We start from the raw sequence: 19824 nt of genomic DNA, 5'->3' as shown, positions 1-19824 counted from the left end.
ACGCTCTTCGAAACCCCTTCTTCACCGGAAGGGGTTTTCTCTTTTCTCAAGTTCGCAGCTGGCTCGTCTACACCCCTCTCAATAAAAAAACGCTTAGCTACTACCGAAGTAGCGCTAAGCGCTTAAAAGCGTTTCAAACGCAGAGCAAAATAACAAGGTACGAAACAACACCCTATTTCACGGACAGGGCTAGTTATCGTATCACGTCAGCTCACTGAACTTTCTGCATCGTTCTAAAAACTCAGTAAAAACAGCATCTTCATCAAGAACTTCATCAATAAATACGCCCAGCGACATGCCACCATCACGCATTAGTATCCGTTTGATTACAGCATCAATTTTTACCGGTGATGATGTTCCAAACGGTCTGATATCTAAAGTAATTTCTTGATCTTCAAAAAATGGATATTCGCAGGAGTCCTGCTCACTGCCTTCTGGAATCGCCGCCAATATGATTTTGCCGCCGTGATCGGAAATGTTTATAAGCATTCCCTCGTAAATCACATCTTCATGCCCCACACTCACTGGACAAAAACAATTATACCGTGATTCATTTCGCAATTGCATTCGCTCGATTTCCTGAGGAAAATGCAGAATTACTTGTGAAAATGGTTCAGTTAGATACCGCGCGACCTTGGTTCTAAATCCACAAAGAACACCATCTCCATTACTAACACAGCGCACTGTGACAGAATCTTCTGGCAAAAAAGTGAGAGGATTTGCAGCCTTACCTGTTTCAACAAGGAGGTACTTATCCTTTTTAAATCCAACCACTTCCCCCCAGCAACGTTGCCCCGTGCTAGCTAACTGGATATTAAGACTTTCACCAACATGCATATTAAACGAGTTCACTTCAGCCCCTACTATTCTCAATAATATAGTCTCTTCACAGGCAACAATACTGAATTACTCACTAAAAATAAAGATGAACCCGAGCATTTAGAAAATACAAAAGTACATACTGAAAAAAGCCGGAACGCATACACGTTCCGGCTTTTCATTATTCAATAAATTACTTTGTACAGCTAAATATAAACTCGCCGTACACGCGCCATAATACGCGCAACTACCTCGTAATTGATGGTACCAAGTATCTGTGCCATATCGTCCGCAGTGACGGAGCTCTCACCTTGTCGACCAAGGATAACAACTTCATCACCACATTCAGCACTCGAATCCGGTCCAAGATCAATCATGGTCTGGTCCATACAGACCCTGCCTACAACGGGAGCACGCTTGCCATGAACAAGCATTATCCCTTTAGAAGAAAGGAAACGGTCGTATCCGTCCGCGTACCCGATAGGGACAACGCCAATGCGCGTATTACCTTTACACACATGTGTATGCCCGTAACTTACGGTCGTGCCACTCGGAGCATCTTTCACACTCACCAGAGAAGCCTTAACCGTCATGGCAGGTCTCAAGTCGAGTAAGCTTTTATCCACGGAATCCGATGGATATAATCCGTACGTAACAATCCCCGGACGCACCGTATTAAAGTGAGACTCGGGCATGGTCATAATCGCAGCACTGTTAGCGGCATGAATACGTGGAAATTCAAATCCTGCGGCTTTCAAAGAATCAAGGGTCTGCGTGAACAACTCTAACTGACGATATGCATTATCCAGACAGTTAGCATCGCTTGCAGCAAAATGCGTGTAAATACCTTCCATCTCAAATACACCGTGACGCGCGATATCCTGCACACGGTCTACAATAGAAGATTGCCCCGGAACACTCTCCGGCAACAAACCCAACCGGCCCATACCAGTATCAATCTTAATATGGACAGTCAGTTTTACCTTGGCACAATGTAAAAACGAAGCAAGACGTTCTGCATATTCACAAGAATGCACAGTCTGCGTCAGCTTCAAATCAACCAAACGCGGTGCACAGTCAGGCGGAGTATAGCCGAGAATCAAAATAGGCGCTTTAATGCCTGCGTTTCTCAACACTATTGCTTCACTTAACCGGGCAACACCAAGATACTCAACACCTTCTCGAACAACGGCATTTGCGACCTGAATTGCTCCATGGCCATATGCATTGCCTTTAACAACAACGAGCATTGCCTTCTGGTCTCCAACGACCCGACGGATTTCCCGAATGTTATGACGAATTACAGAAAGATCTATTTCAGCCCACAATGGCTCTGAATGCAGCATACTTCCTTCCTTAGATGTAAGACAGCTCTCTCTTTCCCCCATAAGTTATCCATACGAAACGTCTGCACGATAGAACACAGGTTAGCACCGTCCTGTTTCTGTAACCAAACAATGTTGTTCACAAAAACACGAGTCCTGTACTGAAGGTATTAATACGCAGCGGCCTTCATTGTTCTAACGCAACACAACTTTCGCTCTTCTCAACCATCCTTTATAAATAAAAAGAACCTTCCCGAATTTGACAACAAAATAGGAAGGTTCTTTATCTCCAATTACCAATAATCTCGTCCTGCTACTCTACTGTAACGCTCTTCGCAAGGTTACGTGGCTGATCCACGTCTTTGCCAAGATAGTCTGCAGACTCGTAGCTAAACAACTGCAATGCCGGAAGGACTAAAAACGATGAAAGCGGGTAGGCGCAATCCGGCAGAACCCATTTATGTTTCACAGAAAGATCGGAGTTCGGGTTCGTCAGTGCAATCACATCGCCTGCGCGTGCCTGAACTTCTTCAAGGTTTGATTTAACCTTGGCAAAGAACTGGTCGTGTAACGCAATGGCGAAAGTTGGAAACTCCGGATCAATAAGGGCGATAGGGCCGTGTTTCATTTCACCGGCAGCATACCCTTCAGCATGAATATACGAAATCTCTTTGAGCTTAAGTGCGCCTTCCATGGCAAGCGGGTAACCTACACCGCGGCCAAGGAAGAAGAAACTGCGAGCCGTGGAGTATTCGCGGGCAAGACGCTTTGCATCTTCACGAATACGCGGCAATTCCGCTTCCAGAAGTTCAGGAAGCTTACGGATGCCGTCAAACATTTCACGACGCAGTGTTGCATCAAGCATGTCTTTGCGATCCGCCCAAGAAAGTCCCATCAGCAGTAACACTGCCATCTGGGAACACATAGCCTTGGTGGAGGCAACAGAAATTTCAGGTCCGGCCTGTGTGTAGACTGTAACATCAGATTCACGTGCTATGGATGAACCGACAACGTTACAAAGTCCAACAACCGGAATACCCTGTGCTTTCGCGATGCGAAGTGCAGCAAGGGTGTCCGCGGTTTCACCGGACTGACTAATAACCAGAACCACGTCACCTTCTTCAAGGATCATGTCGCGGTATCTGAACTCAGAAGCAATTTCAACGGAAACAGGAATACGCGCCCAGCTCTCAAAAAGATGCTGTGCCCACATACCGGCGTTAAAACTTGTGCCGCATGCAACAATGTGCAGGCGTTTCGGAATTGGCATAGCGCTTAATTCCGGTAGAACAGCTTCCTGCTTATGCCAATCAACGCGACCGGCAAGACAATCTTTAATAACCCGTGGTTGTTCAAAGATTTCTTTAAGCATAAAGTGTTTGTAGCCGTCCTTCTGAGCAGACTGAACATCCCATTCAATGTGATGTACTTCTTTCTCAATCGGAGCAAGCGTACGTGCATCTTTTACAGCCCAGCTATTCGCATCAATACGCACCATTTCGCCGTCTTCAAGGAAAACAACGTTACGTGTGTACGCAAGAAATGCTGGAATATCAGAAGCAACAAAGTTTTCACCCTGCCCTACACCCAAAACAAACGGACATGCACAGCGTGCGCCGTAAATAACATCCGGGTTGCTTACTTCCATAACCAGAACTGAATATGCACCTTCTGCCTCATTAACAGCCCAGCTCAGTCCTTTTTCAAGGGAACCAGTCTGCTTTATGCCTTCGGCGATGAGGTTACAAAAGACTTCAGAATCTGTATCAGAGCGGAAACCATACCCTTTTGAGGTCAGCATGTTTTTCAACTCTTGATAGTTCTCAATGATGCCATTGTGAACCATCGCAAGTGATTCATCCCAAGATTTATGCGGATGAGCGTTGCGCTCTGTTGGCGCGCCATGTGTTGCCCAGCGGGTATGTCCCATGCAGGATGTAGCAAGTGAAATGTTCATGGTTTCAAGCTTAGATTCAAGATTCATAAGCTTGCCTTCCGCACGGACTGTTGTAAGCTGTTTGTTTTGAACAAACGCTACACCGGCAGAATCATACCCACGATATTCGAGACTTTTCAGTCCTTTAACTGCAAGGGGAACAGCAGGTCTGTGGCCTGCATACCCAATAATTCCACACATATAATACGTCTCCTAATCTCGAGAGATTCAAGTCTATTTTTCGATTATGTATATGCTTTCCAAGCAATAGGCAAGAAAACCACATAGCCTACTTAACAACCGGATATTCCAACCGTTTCCACTCTTTTATCCCACCATCCATGTGTATAACATCATTGCTCATTTTTTGTAAAAATCGAGCAGCATGAAGACTCCTGAATCCTACTGCACAGTACACCACGTAAGTAACATTCTTGGGCAAAAGCGACAATTTTCGTTCAAATCCTTCTTCATAATAATCATACAGCAATGCACCACGAATATGCCCTGCTGCATATTCTTTCGGTGTGCGAACATCCAGAATAACTATCGGCTTCTGCGTCGTTGTTAAAAAAGAACGTACTTCGCTTGCGCTGAGCCGTTCCAAACTCCCGGCTAAAGCAACAGAAGCAACCGCTAAACACACCGTCACAAGAAAAAGCTTACAAGCACATCGCATACCACTCTCCTTATTACTATTTTCAGTATACATATTTTGATTTCAGAAACAATAATTGTTCCTGCGCGTAGGGGGTGGCAGAAATATATGATGGGAAATCCCCCTTTTTAGTGAAACACGAGGTGATGATATGGGGCAGCGAGTACCAGATATTGACTTCCAACTCGTCCGCCGAGGCGATTTAGCAATTGAATCGATGGATCGAGCTGTTCGGGCAACAGGTGTAAAGCAATGCTACCCGTACAGAGCACGGTGGCAATGGATGCGTCGTCTTTACTTGCAGGGGCGTGCTACGCCTTCGCTTTTACGCACGTTCATCATTCGGCTATCAAGACATACCCCCTACTCCCTGAGAACGTTAATGGATCTGCATATTCGTTCCGGAGTCGATCTTGTATGCCCAGTCATGGATGAGAAAGGACGCTTCGACCTGTAACAATCCAACATTATAGAACTTTCCGCAGGGCTATCGTTTTTACGGTAGCCCTGCTATTGTCTTGTCCATAGAACAAGCAATGTTACCCCGCTTGTTTGCAGCCACTAACTTGCATACTTCCCTCAACTCAAGCTTTCCTATCTTTCTTGAATATATTAGGAAGAAGTTACTAACCGCTGCGTAACTTTTTCGCAGTGCCACCGCTATTCCCATTTTAGCGCACTGTAAGAGTTACAGGTAGTAAGGAGTGTTACATGATTTATACTATCTCAGCGCTGGTTAACAACCAGCCGGGTGTTGTTGCAGACGTTACTGCGGTCTTTAGAGACCGTAACGTTAATTTCAAATCTATTTCCTGTGCAGAAACAGAAGAATTTGAAGTTTCCAGACTCGTTATTACTGTTGATTGCGACTCTGAAACTATCACCACTCTTCTTGACGTTATCGCAAACCTCTCTGCGGTATCCGAAGTAGATACCCTTGAACGTAACGACTTTGTTGACCGTCAGATGGCGCTCATTAAAGTTGGCTTTACTAAAGATACCATGACTCAGGTCATGCAGATTTTTGAAGTATTCCGTGCAGACGTTGTAAGCATGGGCCAAGAGACCATCATGGTCGAAATTACAGGTGATGAAGACAAAGTTGACGGTCTCATCAAAATGCTTCGCCCACACGGCATCTGTAGTTTGTGCAGAACCGGCGTTGTAGCCCTTAAACGTGGCGACGAATAATTAGGCCGGAGAAAACACACTATGCCTATAAATTCCCTTCAGTCCCTTGCAGATTATATTATTGAAGGCCACGTTTGTACAAAACTCGCAGTTGCATCTTGTGCGGAAGGTTTTGTGCTACGTGCATGTGTGGAAGCATATGCAAATGGAATTGCTGAACCAATTCTTGTTGGTGATATAGAACTTACAGAAAAGCTTGCTGCTGAACGTGATCTTGATCTTTCCCCATTTGAGAAACATCACGTACCGGAGCCAGCTGAGGCTGTGGCTAAATGTATTGAGTTGGTGAAAGAAGGCCATGCCAGCGCCATTATGAAAGGCAGAGTCAATACCGACGTGCTGCTGCGCGGGATTCTAAACAAAGAAACCGGTATGCCGCCTAAAGGCGTTCTTTCCCACATTGGTCTTTTCAACGCTCCGAACGATGACCGGCTCATGATGATTACAGATGCCGGCATCAACATTGCGCCAAACATGCAACGTAAAGTTGATATTGTTAAAAACGCATTGCGTGTTGCAAAAGTACTCAAAATTGAGCAGCCAAAAGTTGCAATGCTCGCAGCCACAGAAAAAGTTATTTACCCTGCAATGCCCGCAACCCTCGATGCTCAGATGGTTGCTAAAATGGCAGAACAGGGTGAATTCGGCGATGCACTCGTTGCAGGTCCGTTTGCACTCGACCTTGCCGTTTCTATGCGTGCAGTTGAATGCAAAGGCGTCGACAACCCGGTGGCAGGCAAGGCAGATATCCTTGTTGCGCCGGACATTGAGAGCGGAAACATCTTATACAAGTCGCTTACCGCTCTTATGAATCTGGATATGGCCGGCATGGTTGCCGGCAGCGAAGTACCGATTGTACTTCCTTCCCGTGGCGATACTGATCGTACAAAATTCTATTCTATTGCACTGGCCATTGCTATGGCTGTGGGTGAAAAGGAGTCGCCTTAATGGCTGAGCATATTCTGGTAATTAATCCGGGTTCTACATCTACCAAAGTTGCTGTCTTTGACGGAGAAAAAGAACTTTTCTCGCATACGGCAGAACATGATAAGCAAGAAACACTCGCCTTTAGCACTGCTACTGAGGAAATGGAACTACGTCGCAGTACCATTCAAGCAGTTCTCAAAGAACATGGCATGGACACCATCAAATTTGATGGCGTTGCAGGTCGTGGAGGGCTTCTCGCTCCAATGCAGGGCGGCACGTGGAATGTCACCCCTGCCATGCTTTCCGATCTGGCATCTGCTCAATACGGAGAGCACGCATGCAATCTTGGTGCACCGTTAGCACTCGAATTTGCAAAAGAACACGGAGTACGAGCATTTATTGTCGATACCGTTGTAACAGACGAAATGGACAGCCGTGCCCGTCTCAGTGGTCTACCGGAACTTCCGCGCCGTAGTGTTTTTCATGCTCTGTCACAAAGGGCAGCAGCACGAAAAGCCTCGGAGCAACTGGGAATAGAATATGAAAACAGCCGTTATCTCGTATGTCACATGGGGGGCGGAGTATCTGTAGCCGCACACCGTAACGGTAAAATTTGTGACGTAGTCAACGCATTGGAAGGCGATGGCCCGTTCTCTCCTGAACGCACTGGCCGTCTGACAGCACTGGGTGTACTTGATCTCGTCAAAAACGGCACCTTTACATACGAAGAACTACGTTCACGTATTCTCAAAACGGGCGGTCTTTGGGCTCATCTGGGCACCAATGATCTGCGCGAAGTTGAAAAGCGTATGGCCGCTGGCGATACGAAGGCTCAGCTCGTCTTTGAAGCTCTTGCGTACTCTATTGCGAAAGAGCTCTCGGGACTTCTCCCTGCACTTATGCACCTTGATGAAGGTGAAAGTGCACCTGTTACCATTGATGGAGTTGTACTCACCGGTGGTATGGCAAACAGCAAGAAACTTGTTGAAACAATCATTAACAATTTACCACCGCTTGCACCTGCCATTATCTTCCCTGCAGTGGAAGAAATGCATGCACTCGCAGGCGGCGTTTTACGCGTACTTCGGGGCAAAGAAAGCGCCCGTGATTACACAGGAACTCCTCAGGATCTTCTGTAAATCACAACGCATTGATTTTCCTTCTTATTTCCACTAATAAGTAAGGTTAGGTTCCCGTATATTACAGGACCATCATTTAACACCGTGGGGCAGACATGGGTTCATCCAAAGAACTAATTCTTTACAATGCACGCCAACTCTTCGCAGAAAAAGGCTTTAAGGGAACAACCGTTGCTCTTATTGCGCAGCTTTCGCATGTGACAGATGCTGCTATTTACAGACACTACAAGTCAAAACAGCAGATTTTTGATCAGATTATCGAAGAACTCATTACTGAGTATAAAGGTATGCTTGATGAGATAAAGGCCCGCCAGAAATCTGGCTACTGCCTTTTAGAGACACTCATCCAGGACGTCGTGGTTTTTGTTAATGAAAACGAAACAGGATACAAAGTTATCCTCACCACATACGCCACAATTCCAAGCGCAAAAATTGCTATGGAAAATATGACTGACGCATTAAAACAAACCATCGTTGCTTGTCTTGAACGAGGCATCAAAGATGGTACAGTGCGCGAAGATATTGAAGTAGACAATACCGCTGAAATAATCACATGGCTACTTGCAGGGCTTAACCGCCGTCGCATTTTCTGGCCGGAACGTGATGAAATTACTAAATCTGCTGTAACATTTTGCCTTAATTCTATTAAAGGCTTCTAAACAGTACGTTTTTACGCATAAAAAAAGGAGAGCTGCTAGGCTCTCCTTTTTTTTGTGATTAACTTTTTTTCTGCATCTTCCGCTCTTGCATGCGTTTTTGGAGAAATTCCTGATATTTCTTTTCCTGCGCATCAGTAAGAACATCATTCAATTCTTTTCTATACCGCTGATGCTGCTCTAAAATATCTATCTTGATTTCCCGCTGCTCTTCTTTGTCATTTGCTTCAGAAAGCGACTTAAAGAGCGGCTCCATTTCTGCATCCCTGCGTTTGATAATATCTTTTATCTTAACCTGCTGATCAACAGTCAGATCCAGCATGTTTGTTAAATGATCCATGCGTTGTTCTGCACTTGTTTCTTTATAAAAAGCACCTTGTGCAAAAGCAGAAGAACATAACGCCACCGCTAACACAGCCACACACACTATCAACAATCTTTTCATACCGGCCTCTCCATATATAAATTAATGCAGCGATTCTCACCGCATATACATCTCAGGCTAGTATGTAAGCATAGGTACTTGTTGTCATAGTATATTAATGAAGCTAACGGGTTACGCTGTCTATATGCTCTACAATCTTATCAGCAACATACTCTGGATCAAGCTCTGTAAGGCACTTATAGCCAATAGAGCACGTCGTGTTATTACATGGGACGCAGTCTATATCAGAGTTAACGGTTGTATGCTCGTCAGAAGGAAAACACCATGCATCGCTGCTTGAACCAAGAGTAACCAAAGTAGGTGTACCCATCGCAACAGCCATATGACGCGGAGCCGAACAGTTACCAAAGTGCAGAACACTCCGTTCCTGACAAGCGGCAACTTCACGCAGCTGCAAACTTGGCGAAGGAACAATTACTGCTTCCGGTGCATCGCAGGCATTCAGAATTTCATCAAAAATTCCTTCTTCCCCCGGTCCCGCCAATAAAACAAAACGCAGATCTTTATTTTTTTCAGCTAAAAGGCTGATGACTTTTGCATAGTTCTCGGCAGGATATTTTCTACCAAGGTCGTGATGTGTAGCATCTATAGTAATAAGCCGATTCTCATCACTTATGCCCCATTCTTTCATTCGTGCAGACATCGCATCCCGCTCTTCCTCTGTAAGGAACAACTTCGGCGTTGTGCAATTCCACTCAATGCCGAGCGGTGCAAGAATTGCGACCTTGGATTCAGAAGCATACCCGTCTTTGGCATCAGTAAGGTGGGTATAGCCGATGTCGTTAATCCATGAAGAGCGATAGCTCAGCTTAACAGGCGCATCAGTGAGATAGGAAATCCAGCGGATTCGCGGCAGATGTTGTAATCCCACCATTAAATCAAAACCCTGCCGCGCAACCTTCTTGTAAAAGGCAAATTCTTTCATAATGTTGGATAGTTCTTTTTTATCCAACGCCCATATTTTTGTAATATACGGATTGTTCTGGAGAACAGGGACACATTTTTTTTCTGTAAAATAATGAATCTCTGCATCAGGAAATTTCTGTGCGAGCAACTCCGCCACCGGTGTGGAGAGCATAACGTCGCCAATTTGCCTAAGCTGGCAAACAAGAATTTTTTTTATTTTCGCGGAATCAAGGGCAAGGGTGCTGTCAGTCACAGATACTCCAAATGATAAATGCAATAAGTGATATGCAACTTCATAACATAATGAGCTAGGCACACCTCGTCAACGGATGACGGCCTACAGATTTAGTAAAACCTGATCCTAACGTAAGAATTACTAAAGATTACTATAGCATGTATTTTAGCATAGTTAATATCGCTAAACTGTATAAAATCAATACAGTTTCCGGCTTTAAAAAATCTCTGCTTGAGTATAAGGTTTTATAAATTCTTACCAGTACTGTTGACACAACAACAAAGAAACTGCCATTACTTGACACGTCAACGACTGACACTTCAACCTAAATAATTATTCATATTGCACTCAAGAAGGATTGTATGTCGAAATATACATTTCCCGCGCTACTCCTGAGCATTCTTCTATGCTCCGCGTGCGCTCCTTTTGCACCAACACACTCCATACAACCCGGTGTATCACTTGATGAGCCGTACTCAATTCAAGTGGAAGGACAGGAGTCAGACAGACTATGGTGGAAAAGTTTTGAAAGTGCGGAGTTGAACGCCCTTATAGAACAGGCACTCTCCGATAACTTCTCTATCAACGTTGCCTACGCCCGATTAAAGCAAGCTGCTGCAAACTTGGAACGCGCCGGTGCTGACCAGTACCCTACTCTGGATCTTACAGGCGGAGCCAAGGCTGGACGAGTCGGCACTAAAACCAATACCGGCAAACGTAGCAGTTATGACGACGTACAGCAGTATAACCTTGGCGCAGCCGCTGCTTACGAACTCGATTTATGGGGACGCATTGAAGCCCAGCGCAGCGCAAGTGAACAACAATTTTACGCAACACAGGCAGATCTGGATGCAGCCGCTGTTACCGTTGCCGCATCTGTTGCCGAAAACTGGGTTGATTTGCTCAGGGTTCGCGAAGAAATCGCTATTCTCAATGAACAGGTTGCAAACAACAGAAAGCAGCTCGTATTTCAGGAATTCCGCTTTACAAACGGCATTGCAGAATCTGTAGATGTGTTACAGCAGCGCCAGATTTTAGCATCAAGCCAATCGGAACTCCCTTTATTGATAGCAAGAGAGCAAGTGCTTCTTAACGCACTTTCCGTACTTATCGGAAGCACTCCGCTGGAGCGCCCTACCGTTATCCAGAAAGAGTTACCGGAACTTATTGCGCTGCCCCCAACAGGTCTACCGTCAGACTTGCTTATAAACAGACCGGACATTCGTTCTTCCGGATTACAGTTGTTCTCCGCAGAATGGAGTGTCGCTGAAGCAAGAGCAAACAGGTTACCGCAGTTTACACTTAACGCAGACGCAGCTTTCAACAGCTCCGTTGCCGCCGTATTTTTTAACAACTGGGCAGCATCACTTGCCGGTAACATTATGCAGCCACTTCTAGACGGTGGCCTGCGTGCTTCGGAAGTTGATCGAACCCGTGCAGTTGTTGAAGAACGCTCAGCGTTGTATAGTGAAACTGTCTCAAAAGCAGTTCAGGAAGTTGAAGATGCGCTGGTCAATGAAGAACAGCAGCAAGAGTATTTACGACTCATTGGTGCACAGCGTGACGCCACGGCTAAAACCCTTGAGGATGCCCAGTTACGCTACCTTCAGGGACAAAGCGGTTACTTGCCTTTGCTGCAGGAAGTCTTAAATGTACAGAGTCTGGAACGACAGATGATTCAACAGCAAGCAGAGCTGATTAAGCTCCGAATTTCATTATACCGTGCTCTCGGGGGAGGCTGGACATACAGTCTTGCAAAAGTGCACGAACCTTCGCCTGACGACCAAAATGAGGGGATATAACAGGTATGCAGAACAATCCTACATCCCGAAAAAAAGTACTTATCAACGCCGCAGTTTTCACACTCATGATTGCGTTAGGCATTGGTGGATATTCATTTTTCATGAGTTCAAAACCAAAGGTTGCTAAAAAAGCACCAGTTAAAAAAGTTACCACTGTAAAAGTTATCCGCCTTGAAAAAGGCAGTGTGCCGATGCAGATCAAAGGAACCGGCACGGTTATCCCCGCGCGCAAAGTTGAACTTAAGCCTGAGGTTTCAGGCAATGTTGCGTGGACTGCCTCCCAATTTGCTGCTGGCGGTATCATCAAAAAAGGCGAGGTCATTCTCCGCATCGACACAAGAGATTACGACATCGCACTGCGTAAAAGCAAAAGTTCGCTCGATACTGCCAAAGCAGAATTGATGTTGGAACAAGGCCAGCAGCGTGTTGCAAGAGAAGGCATACGCCTTTTGGACGAGAGCAAAAGTTCCGCCAAATACAGTACAGCCCTTGCATTGCGCGAACCGCAGCTGATGAAAGCGAAGGCTGAACTTGAAAGAGCAAAGGCCGACATTCAGCTTGCCGAACTCAATCTCAGCCGTTGTGTTCTGCGCGCTCCTTTCGATATTATGGTGCAGGAAACTGGTGTGAACCTTGGTTCCCGAGTCACCACATCCACCACACTTGCCACACTTGTGGCCATTGACGAATATTGGGTAGAAACTGCCGTACCAGTGGATCGTCTTGAACATCTTGGATTATCCCGTAACGGTATTACTGCAACGGTTGTCCGCCAAGGCGGCATTTCAAGATGGGACGGTGAAGTACTGCGTCTTACAGGTACGCTGACAGAATCCACCCGCCTTGCCCGTGTAGTGGTAGCAGTTAAAGATCCTCGCGGTCTTGAATCTCAAAATTTCACTATGCCTCTCATGCTCGGCGATTATGTAGACGTTACAATTGAAGGTAATACCATTCAGTCCGCCTACAAAATCCCTCGAAATCTTGTACATAATGATAACGAAGTCTGGGTTTACGAGGACGGCGAACTTGTTATCCGTAAAATTACCATTGTCTGGAAATCTCAGGATACAGTTTACGCCCTCGACGGAATCTCCGAATCCGATGCCGTTGTTGCTTCAAACCTGAGCAATGCATACACCGGTATGTCTCTTGCCCTTGACTCCGGCAGTGCTCCGACAGTTGCAGAGCAACCAAAAGAAGAACTCGGAAAAAAGCCAAACAATAACTCCGACAATGGTGTCCGCAACGACAACAACGTCGCTACGGCGGAGTAGAGAGTATGCAGAAATCTCCTCTAGCTTCGCAGCACCGAAAACCTAAAGCTCCCGAACCGGAAAAACCACGCGGAGCCATAGCATGGATGGCAGGTAACTCTGTTGCAGCCAACTTACTCATGCTCGTACTCCTCGTCGGTGGTATCGTCCTTGGCTCCAGCACCACTCAGGAAGTTTTTCCAGAAATCGAACTGGATACTGTGTCCGTAACAGTTTCGTACCCCGGCGCCAGTCCGGAAGAAATTGAACGTGCTATTGTCCAAGCTGTCGAAGAATCAATTGAAGGCATTGAGGGTATTGAAGACATAACCTCTGTTGCCAACGAAAACAGCGCCACTATTCAGGCTGAGCTGCTCGACGGTGCCGACGTTGACCGCGTATGGCAGGACATCAAAACAGAAGTGGACAGAATCACCACGTTTCCTGACGAAGCGGAAGATCCGCGTATCACCATCGATTCCCGAAAACGTAGTGTGCTTACCCTTGTTATCAGCGGGAATGTTTCCGAACTGGTGTTGCGCGATTACGCAAACCAACTAGAAGATGCACTGCTGCGAAATCCAGAAATTACGCAGGCCGATGTAACAGGTGTTCGTGATCTTGAAACACATGTTGAAATCTCACGCAACACCCTCCGCAAATACAACCTCACACTTACTGACGTTGCCAGCAAAATCAAAAAATCTTCTGTAGAGCTCGGCGGCGGTAGTCTCAAAACAGCACAAGGTGAAATTCTTGTGCGTGTGGCAGACCGTAAGCTTGTAGCAAAAGACTTTGAACGCATCCCGATTCTTACAGATAGCTCCGGTGCCTCCATTTACCTTGGAGACATTGCAAAAATTTGGGACGGATTTGAAGATACTGATGAATGGAGCAGCTTCGACGGCAACCGTGCGGTTTCCGTGGACGTATACCGAATCGGCTCTCAGACCCCTATGAGTGTTGCAACGGCAGCGCAGGACGTGGTCGAAGAGTTCAAAGTAGACTTGCCTCCAAGTGTAAACATCGGTTCCCATCACAACCGGTACGTCATGTTCCAAGACCGTGCGGACTTACTTCTCAGTAACGCGTATATCGGTCTTTCACTTGTCTTCATATTCTTGGCACTCTTTCTCGATATCCGTCTTGCCTTCTGGGTAAGTCTCGGCATCCCTATATCGTTCCTTGGTGCGTTTGTGTTCCTGCCGTTCACCGATTTCAGTATTAACATGATCACCATGTTCGCGTTCATCATCACGCTTGGTATTGTTGTGGATGATGCAATCGTCGTGGGTGAAAACGTCTTCTACCACCGGAACCTCGGAAAAAGTAACGTTCAGGCAGCCATCGACGGTGCAAAAGAAGTAATGGTTCCGGTAACATTCAGTGTTATCACGAACATCATTACGTTCCTCCCGTTGTACTTTGTACCGGGAACTATGGGCAAAATATTCAAATACATTCCGGTTGTTGTCGGGATCGTATTTTTCATTTCGCTTATCGAAAGTCTATTCATCCTGCCCGCTCACCTTGCGCACAGTGGTGAACGTTCTACTATTCCGGGGCTTGGCTGGCTCATACGATTCCAGCAACGCTTCAGTACTCGTTTTGAAAAATTTATCGCTGAGCAATACGGCAAATTCATCAGCAAACTTGTTACGTACCGCTATGCTGTTCTCGGCACCGCAATGGCAATTCTTTTCATCACCGTAGGATTTGCCTTATCCGGTCGTCTGGGCATGGTGCTCTTCCCGACAGTTGAGTCCGACTATGCATACGGCGCAATCACAATGCCGTACGGAACGCCAGTGGAGCGCATTCAAGAAGTTGAAAAGCAACTCTTCAAATCCGCCAACAGTGTCATTGCTGACAACGGCGGAGAGCTACTCAGCACCGGTGTGCTTACAAAAATTACAAACAATGAGCTTACGGCTCGAATCTACCTGACAGAACCAGACGTGCGCCCAATATCTACCTCAACAGTAACAGAGCTATGGCGTAAAGCTGTTGGCTCCATTGCAGGTGCAGAGGCAGTAGACTTTGTGGCGGATAAAGGTGGCCCGGGTTCCGGTAAAGGCGTCACAATCCAGCTTTCACACCGTGACAATGCCATTCTTGAGCAAGCCTCTATGGAGCTAGCAGGATCAATGGCGCTTCTTAAAGGTGTCAGCGATATTGATGACGGTACGGCACGCGGCAAACGACAGTTTGATATCAAGCTGCTCTCAGCAGGTGAAGCCGCCGGACTCAGCTCCCGCGAAGTTGCAAACCAGCTTCGTAACGCCTTCTACGGTGCCGAAGCCATAAAGCAGCAAGTTGGCCAAGACGAAGTGACAGTACGAGTGCGTCTACCGAAAACAGAACGCGCATCCGTCGCCACGTTCGACGATCTTGTCCTCACACTGCCAAACGGTGGCGAAATGCTGCTGCGTGATGCCGCACTCATTACCAGAGCTTTCGCAGATACCTCAATCAAGCGAGAAGACGGCAAGCGAATCCGAAGCGTTACCGGTAACGTAACGCCGCGAAAGCTTTCGGAGCAGGTGATAAATTCAGTTAAGGCTGATATTCTACCAGATCTGCTACAAAAATATTCCGGTCTCAACTATTCTCTCGAAGGGAAACAGGCCGATATGCGCGACAGCGTAAACAGTCTCATAACCGGCCTGATGCTCACGCTTCTTGCCATCTATGCACTTCTCGCCATTCCGTTTAAGAGTTACGCGCAGCCGCTTATCGTGCTGCTCTGTATCCCGTTCGGCATGGTCGGTGCCGTTATTGGACACGTAGTGATGGGCTACTCTCTGAGTCTCATGAGTATGTTCGGACTTGTTGCCCTATCCGGCGTAGTAGTAAACGATTCACTCGTCCTCGTTGATTTCACCAACCGTCTCCGGCGAGAAGGATACACAGCGCATGAGGCCGTTGTATCCGGTGCAATCAAACGCTTCAGGCCAATTCTGCTGACCACCATCACAACATGTGGTGGTCTGGCACCAATGATTCTTGAAACGTCACGGCAAGCTCGGTTCCTTATCCCAATGGCAATTTCGCTCGGGTTCGGTATCCTCTTCGCAACGTTCATTACGCTCGTGCTCGTGCCGTGCTTCTACCTTGTGTTCGAAGACGCCGGACAGCTAGTGTCCTCCAAAAAGGTACATGCACCTGATGGCAGCGCTACTGAGCATCCTGTGTAACAGGGTGTCTCTCTGCTGCCTCGCATGCCTCCGGCGGGTCTTCGACGAGTTTTGGGGAATTTTATGTCTCCGACGGCTGGGCTGAAAACTTTGAAAAGTTTTCCCCCAGACCCCCTTTCAAACTTTTTACTCGCGAGGTCTTTCTTTTCTTAAGACCACCTCGCGGCTTTTGCACCATTACCTTTCGCGAACTGTAAAAGGGCTGTCCTAGTTAACTAGGGCAGCCCTTTTTTTGTTATTCAAGTCAGTGAGATTAAGCCGCGTGAGGAATTAACAAACGTGCTTCCATCGCATAATAAAAGTTTTTGGAAGGGGGTCTGGGGGAGAACCCTTTTCCAAAAGGGTTTCCCCCAGCCGTCGGAGACATAAAAAAAGACTGCGTCGCAGACCCGCCGGAGGCTTACACTACACTTAGTAAGCTATCCCTCGGCAAGAAAACAGACCGACATGCTGTGCGCTTCGAGATACTCAATGGACGCTGGGAACGCATCTTCGGTGTGCGGCTCTAGCGTAGCTGACGGTGAAAGCTCGTTTGCTTGAATGTAATCAAATAACTCAAGAAGCGGAATTGTGCCCGTGCCGAGGGCAAGATGCTGATCCCCTGAACCGTCGTTGTCGTGAAGATGTAGATGCCCGAGACGCGGTGAAAAGGCGTTAAGCCACTCGAGAAGGTCGTTGCGTTGGGAACCTTTGGCAAAAGAATGCCAATGACCGACGTCAAAACAGTGCCCTACGCGGTTCGCCGGTAACGACTGAACAAGATCAACAAGCGGCTTTGGTGTTAATTCAAAGGTATTTTCCAAAAACAACTGGGCATTGGACTGATCTTGGCTGAGCAGCTGTGACCATGTTTCGTGGGAACGGGAAAGCCAATCACTGTAATAGAGATGGTGTTGCCCCGCTTCATAGTTAGGATGTCCTACAAAATGAGTTGGTTTGTAGGCTTGTGAAATTTCGATCGCTTTCAGGAGCGTTGCCCGTGTTGCTTGTAGAATGCGGTCATTCAAGCTGCCCGGTGCGAGGTCAAAAAAAGGAAGATGAATCCCGCAAGAAAGCCCTGCATCCGCGAACCGTGCGGCGGTTTCTGTATGCCAGTGCATGTCGAGATCTTGAACTGCATAGGTATCCATACCCAATTCAGGCGAAACACCTTGTTCAATCAGCATATCTATGTACCGCGGTTCCTTAGCAGCGAAACTGAGCGGCAAATTTACGAACAGACTCATAACAATGTCATCCTTTTTTTATATTAGGACAGCTCAGAGCACGCTGTTTTTTTGGGCTTGTACCTGAGCATCATTTTCGAGCATTTTACACTGTTTTTTCGTAAGACACTACTTTTGGAAAAATCCGTTTTTATTGTCCACTGTGATGATGGACAATAATTCCTACTTTTTTTGTCTAATTTAGAACAAGCTTTTTTCAATAGTTTTTTCAGACAGTTATAATTGAAAAATGAAGCACGTACCCCTACCCACTCTCTTGACGAAACCTTACAAATACCCTACCCCCTCGGTATGATAATAACTCATACCGAATCGGTAGGCTTTAAAATCTACGCTTTGTTGATGAGTTATTGAGCAAGCATTTAATGCAACGCTCGTGCAACCGCATACATATCCAGACTGCCACAGTGCCTTAGGCCGCATGGTTAGTTCTGCGCGGTTCTGCTTTTCTCTTGAAGTTGGGGAACTCTCAGGAGACTGATGGCTAAGGGGTGTCTGAGGACGAGTTAATATTTCATCGAAAGGACTGCCACTATGATGAAGGGAAGATCACTGCTTCGCTTGGCGGGTATGCTGATGGTTGTAGCGCTTGTATCGGTCGTCGGTATTACAGCACACAGCTCTAATGTAACAGCTGCTCCTGCTGAGCAACATTCTGATATCATCAAAATTGATGTTATCGGTAAGCTTGGTGATATGGAATTGCCAGCCGTTACGTATCGCCACGATTTGCATACTGATGCGCTGAAAAAAATGGATAAAGACTGTGCTAGTTGTCACGAAAAAGACGGCGACAGCATGAGTCTTACTTTTAAAAGAACAGGTGATATGTCTGCAAAACAATTGCAGGACGTATACCACCAAAACTGTATTGGCTGTCATGCCGACATGGCTAAAGCCGGACAGGACACAGGTCCTCTGGAAAGCGAATGTCGTACATGTCACAATCCAAACCCTGATATGGTGGCAAAACGCCAGCCTATCAAAATGGATAAGTCACTGCACTTCCGCCATATTTCTTCTAAAAAAATCGTTGTTTCACAGCAGAACGAAAATTGTGGCGCTTGCCACATGAACGTTGATGTTGTTGCTGGTACCGCTACCTACGTACCGGGCACTGAAGACAACGATAACGGCTACGGTGACGGCTTTGTAAAATACGAAAGCCCTAAATCCGCAGCACACAGCAGCTGTATCAGCTGTCACATGAGCGAAGCGAAAATAGACGCTGCATTTACAGGTCCTGTTACCTGTGCTGGCTGTCATAGCGCTTCTGCCCAGAAAGAAATGAAAAAAGTACCTGCTAAACGCCTCAACCGCGGTCAGCCGGATACTCTTCTCATCGTTCCGAACGGTTCTGCAAAAAGCGACATCGCACCTGTGGCATTTAACCACAAGTTCCATGAAGCTAACGTAAAAGATTGCAGCACTTGCCACATTAACGGCATCGGCAACGAAAAAGACGGCTTCAAACCACTCTACGGCGATATGCACGACGCTAAGTCTTCTGCAAGCTGTGTTGGTTGTCACGCAATGCGTGTTGCACAGGATCCTACTTGTGCCGGCTGTCACTCCATGATTCCAGTTCAGAACTTCAACGAACAGTCTTGTGCAACCTGTCATAACGCTAACGGCGTTACCACTGAACAGGCAGCAAAAATGAGCAAAAAAGAACGTAACGCAGTTGCTGCTTCCGTTGTTACCGCTCGTGAAGCTGGCACAGTGACCTACACCGCTGAAGAGATCCCTGAATTCGTCAAAATTGACGCTCTTGCAGACAAATACGAAGCATCCAACATGCCGCACCGCAAAATCGTTGCAACATTGCTTAACGCAACTGCGGACAGCAAACTTGCTGGTAGCTTCCACGCTGAAAAAGGCAAAGTATGTCAGGCCTGTCACCATCAGAGCCCTGTAAGCATCAAGCCTCCAAAATGTCAGAGCTGCCATGGCGAAGCATTCAAAAACGGTGACCGTCCGGGTCTTAAAGCTGCTTACCATCAGCAGTGCATGACCTGTCACACCGAAATGAATATTCAGAAGCCACAGAACACTGAGTGCGCAGGCTGCCACGCCGCACGCGCTAACTAGGAATCAAGGAGCAAT

General features: G+C 46.7%; 16 protein-coding genes. 9 read left to right on the top strand and 7 right to left on the bottom strand.

Annotation, left to right across the window (positions count from 1 at the left end):
* Positions 1–201: 201 nt before the first annotated feature.
* The 4 genes from ACZ5V1_RS16475 to ACZ5V1_RS16460 form a co-directional block, all read right to left on the bottom strand.
* The gene (locus ACZ5V1_RS16475; protein WP_464389763.1) at positions 202–852 is read right to left on the bottom strand and encodes a PilZ domain-containing protein; all 651 of its coding nucleotides are present in this window, start codon (positions 850–852) and stop codon (positions 202–204) included.
* A gap of 173 nt (positions 853–1025) precedes the next feature.
* The gene (gene alr, locus ACZ5V1_RS16470) at positions 1026–2165 is read right to left on the bottom strand and encodes an alanine racemase (RefSeq protein ID WP_464389762.1); all 1140 of its coding nucleotides are present in this window, start codon (positions 2163–2165) and stop codon (positions 1026–1028) included.
* A 292-nt stretch (positions 2166–2457) separates the two neighbouring features.
* Positions 2458–4281 (bottom strand): glutamine--fructose-6-phosphate transaminase (isomerizing), encoded by a 1824-nt coding sequence (gene glmS, locus ACZ5V1_RS16465; RefSeq protein WP_464389761.1) that lies wholly within the window; start codon positions 4279–4281, stop codon positions 2458–2460.
* 88 nt (positions 4282–4369) lie between these two features.
* On the bottom strand, positions 4370–4759 hold the full coding sequence (locus tag ACZ5V1_RS16460) for a rhodanese-like domain-containing protein (RefSeq protein WP_464389760.1): 390 nt from the start codon (positions 4757–4759) through the stop codon (positions 4370–4372).
* Between the two features lie 130 nt (positions 4760–4889).
* On the opposite strand from ACZ5V1_RS16460, the gene ACZ5V1_RS16455 reads away from it, so the two are divergent.
* From ACZ5V1_RS16455 to ACZ5V1_RS16435, 5 genes are all read left to right on the top strand, one after another.
* Positions 4890–5195, top strand: a complete 306-nt coding sequence (locus ACZ5V1_RS16455; protein WP_160716644.1) for a hypothetical protein — start codon at positions 4890–4892, stop codon at positions 5193–5195.
* Between the two features lie 254 nt (positions 5196–5449).
* Entirely contained in the window at positions 5450–5929 is a 480-nt protein-coding gene (gene ilvN, locus ACZ5V1_RS16450) for an acetolactate synthase small subunit (RefSeq protein WP_464389759.1), read from the top strand.
* 21 nt (positions 5930–5950) lie between these two features.
* Positions 5951–6877, top strand: coding sequence for a bifunctional enoyl-CoA hydratase/phosphate acetyltransferase (locus ACZ5V1_RS16445; RefSeq protein WP_464389758.1), 927 nt, complete (start codon positions 5951–5953; stop codon positions 6875–6877).
* On the top strand, positions 6877–7995 hold the full coding sequence (buk, locus tag ACZ5V1_RS16440; protein WP_464389757.1) for a butyrate kinase: 1119 nt from the start codon (positions 6877–6879) through the stop codon (positions 7993–7995). Before ACZ5V1_RS16445 ends, buk begins: the two co-directional genes overlap by 1 nt.
* Before the next feature lie 95 nt (positions 7996–8090).
* Positions 8091–8654 carry a TetR/AcrR family transcriptional regulator gene (locus ACZ5V1_RS16435; protein ID WP_160716636.1) on the top strand — a complete coding sequence of 188 codons (564 nt, stop codon included), beginning with the start codon at positions 8091–8093 and terminating at the stop codon, positions 8652–8654.
* Positions 8655–8712: 58 nt separating this feature from the next.
* On the opposite strand, the gene ACZ5V1_RS16430 is transcribed toward ACZ5V1_RS16435, so the two are convergent.
* Both ACZ5V1_RS16430 and ACZ5V1_RS16425 read right to left on the bottom strand, forming a co-directional pair.
* Entirely contained in the window at positions 8713–9096 is a 384-nt protein-coding gene (locus tag ACZ5V1_RS16430) for a Spy/CpxP family protein refolding chaperone (RefSeq protein WP_464389756.1), read from the bottom strand.
* Between the two features lie 103 nt (positions 9097–9199).
* Positions 9200–10255 (bottom strand): glycosyltransferase family 9 protein, encoded by a 1056-nt coding sequence (locus ACZ5V1_RS16425; protein ID WP_464389755.1) that lies wholly within the window; start codon positions 10253–10255, stop codon positions 9200–9202.
* 344 nt (positions 10256–10599) lie between these two features.
* Between ACZ5V1_RS16425 and ACZ5V1_RS16420 the strand changes: the two genes are divergently transcribed.
* Genes ACZ5V1_RS16420 through ACZ5V1_RS16410 form a run of 3 tightly spaced genes read left to right on the top strand, consistent with a single transcriptional unit; the run spans position 10600 to position 16492 of the window.
* Positions 10600–12039, top strand: coding sequence for an efflux transporter outer membrane subunit (locus ACZ5V1_RS16420; RefSeq protein ID WP_464389754.1), 1440 nt, complete (start codon positions 10600–10602; stop codon positions 12037–12039).
* 5 nt (positions 12040–12044) lie between these two features.
* Positions 12045–13316 (top strand): efflux RND transporter periplasmic adaptor subunit, encoded by a 1272-nt coding sequence (locus ACZ5V1_RS16415; protein WP_464389753.1) that lies wholly within the window; start codon positions 12045–12047, stop codon positions 13314–13316.
* A 5-nt stretch (positions 13317–13321) separates the two neighbouring features.
* The gene (locus ACZ5V1_RS16410) at positions 13322–16492 is read left to right on the top strand and encodes an efflux RND transporter permease subunit (protein ID WP_464389752.1); all 3171 of its coding nucleotides are present in this window, start codon (positions 13322–13324) and stop codon (positions 16490–16492) included.
* Positions 16493–16911: 419 nt separating this feature from the next.
* On the opposite strand, the gene ACZ5V1_RS16405 is transcribed toward ACZ5V1_RS16410, so the two are convergent.
* Positions 16912–17718: a sugar phosphate isomerase/epimerase family protein gene (locus ACZ5V1_RS16405; protein ID WP_464389751.1), complete on the bottom strand. Its 807-nt coding sequence runs from the start codon at positions 17716–17718 to the stop codon at positions 16912–16914.
* A 534-nt stretch (positions 17719–18252) separates the two neighbouring features.
* Between ACZ5V1_RS16405 and hmcA the strand changes: the two genes are divergently transcribed.
* Positions 18253–19809 carry a sulfate respiration complex hexadecaheme cytochrome HmcA gene (gene hmcA / locus ACZ5V1_RS16400; RefSeq protein ID WP_464389750.1) on the top strand — a complete coding sequence of 519 codons (1557 nt, stop codon included), beginning with the start codon at positions 18253–18255 and terminating at the stop codon, positions 19807–19809.
* Positions 19810–19824: the final 15 nt, after the last annotated feature.

Source organism: Halodesulfovibrio oceani subsp. galateae, assembly GCF_055397225.1.
This window is presented reverse-complemented; position numbering and strand designations above follow the sequence as displayed.

Coding starts and splice junctions, on each gene's coding strand:
- alr (WP_464389762.1), bottom strand. CDS start 2,165: ATGCTGCATTCAGAGCCATTGTGGGCTGAAATAGATCTTTCTGTAATT.
- glmS (WP_464389761.1), bottom strand. CDS start 4,281: ATGTGTGGAATTATTGGGTATGCAGGCCACAGACCTGCTGTTCCCCTT.
- ACZ5V1_RS16460 (WP_464389760.1), bottom strand. CDS start 4,759: ATGCGATGTGCTTGTAAGCTTTTTCTTGTGACGGTGTGTTTAGCGGTT.
- ACZ5V1_RS16455 (WP_160716644.1), top strand. CDS start 4,890: ATGGGGCAGCGAGTACCAGATATTGACTTCCAACTCGTCCGCCGAGGC.
- ilvN (WP_464389759.1), top strand. CDS start 5,450: ATGATTTATACTATCTCAGCGCTGGTTAACAACCAGCCGGGTGTTGTT.
- ACZ5V1_RS16445 (WP_464389758.1), top strand. CDS start 5,951: ATGCCTATAAATTCCCTTCAGTCCCTTGCAGATTATATTATTGAAGGC.
- buk (WP_464389757.1), top strand. CDS start 6,877: ATGGCTGAGCATATTCTGGTAATTAATCCGGGTTCTACATCTACCAAA.
- ACZ5V1_RS16435 (WP_160716636.1), top strand. CDS start 8,091: ATGGGTTCATCCAAAGAACTAATTCTTTACAATGCACGCCAACTCTTC.
- ACZ5V1_RS16430 (WP_464389756.1), bottom strand. CDS start 9,096: ATGAAAAGATTGTTGATAGTGTGTGTGGCTGTGTTAGCGGTGGCGTTA.
- ACZ5V1_RS16420 (WP_464389754.1), top strand. CDS start 10,600: ATGTCGAAATATACATTTCCCGCGCTACTCCTGAGCATTCTTCTATGC.
- ACZ5V1_RS16415 (WP_464389753.1), top strand. CDS start 12,045: ATGCAGAACAATCCTACATCCCGAAAAAAAGTACTTATCAACGCCGCA.
- ACZ5V1_RS16410 (WP_464389752.1), top strand. CDS start 13,322: ATGCAGAAATCTCCTCTAGCTTCGCAGCACCGAAAACCTAAAGCTCCC.
- ACZ5V1_RS16405 (WP_464389751.1), bottom strand. CDS start 17,718: ATGAGTCTGTTCGTAAATTTGCCGCTCAGTTTCGCTGCTAAGGAACCG.
- hmcA (WP_464389750.1), top strand. CDS start 18,253: ATGATGAAGGGAAGATCACTGCTTCGCTTGGCGGGTATGCTGATGGTT.